General features: G+C 50.8%; 1 protein-coding gene. It reads right to left on the reverse strand.

Annotated elements, in window-relative coordinates; translation table 11 throughout:
* On the reverse strand, positions 1-1,070 hold a 1,070-nt coding region (locus R3I13_RS26960; protein WP_346321109.1), incomplete at both ends, for an Ig-like domain-containing protein.

A 1,070-nucleotide genomic window follows, 5' to 3' on the forward strand; every position in this document is an offset into this window, starting at 1 on the left:
ATAATCTGCATTCGGCGTGTAAGTATAAGTACCGTCAGCATTCACCACTACCGTACCATTGCGGGGATCCGTAGTTTTCGTAAAAATAAGTTGATCTCCATCAATATCCGACCCGGTTACTGTTCCATTTAATGGCAGGTCTTCACTGGTGGTCCGATTATCGCCATTCCCGGCAGGAACATCATTAACAGGAAGCACGGTGATATTTACAGGCACCGTTACTGTCCCGCCGTTTCCATCGCTGATGGATATGGTAAAACTATCCGGTCCTTTATAGTCGACATTTGGCGTGTAGGTATAGCCACCGTTTGCCGCAACAGCAACTGTCCCGTTGGAAGGGCCGGTCATGCCGGTAAAAGTGAGATTGTCCCCATCCAAATCAGCCCCGGTCACGGTGCCGCTTACCGGCGTATCTTCATTGGTCGTCCGGGTATCGCCAGTTCCTGTGGGTGCATCATTGACGGGGGAAACGGTGATGTTCACGGTTACGGTTGTGATCCCGCTGTTTCCGTCACTGATCGTGATGGTAAAGTTATCGGAACCTTGATAGTTAGCGTTCGGGGTGTAGGTATAAGTACCGTCAGCATTTGCTGTTGCGGTACCATTGGCCGGATCAGCTGCTTTCGTGAATGTAAGCCGATCACCGTCTGCATCCGTACCGGTTACCCTGCCACTAACAGGCGTTTCTTCATTGGTGGTCTGAGTATCGCCAGTTCCGGCGGGAGCATCATTCACCGGCGATACGGTAATATTGACAGTTACGGCAGCGCTGCCACCATTCCCGTCGCTAATCGTGATGGTGAAGTCATCGGAGCCCTGATAGTCAGTATCCGGCGTGTAAATGTAAGTACCGTCAACATTCACCACTACAGCGCCATTGGAAGGATCAGAGGCTTTCGTAAAAGTAAGATGATCACCGTCCGTGTCTGTGCCGGTCACTGTGCCATTTACAGGGGTATCTTCATTGGTGGTTTTAGCATCACCGGTTCCTGTCGGGGCATCGTTTACTGGTGATACGGTGATATTGACAATTACGGTAGCACTGCCGCCATTTCCGTCACTGATCGTAA

Origin of the sequence: Chitinophaga sp. YIM B06452 (assembly GCF_039655965.1) — a bacterium.
Classification (GTDB): domain Bacteria; phylum Bacteroidota; class Bacteroidia; order Chitinophagales; family Chitinophagaceae; genus Chitinophaga.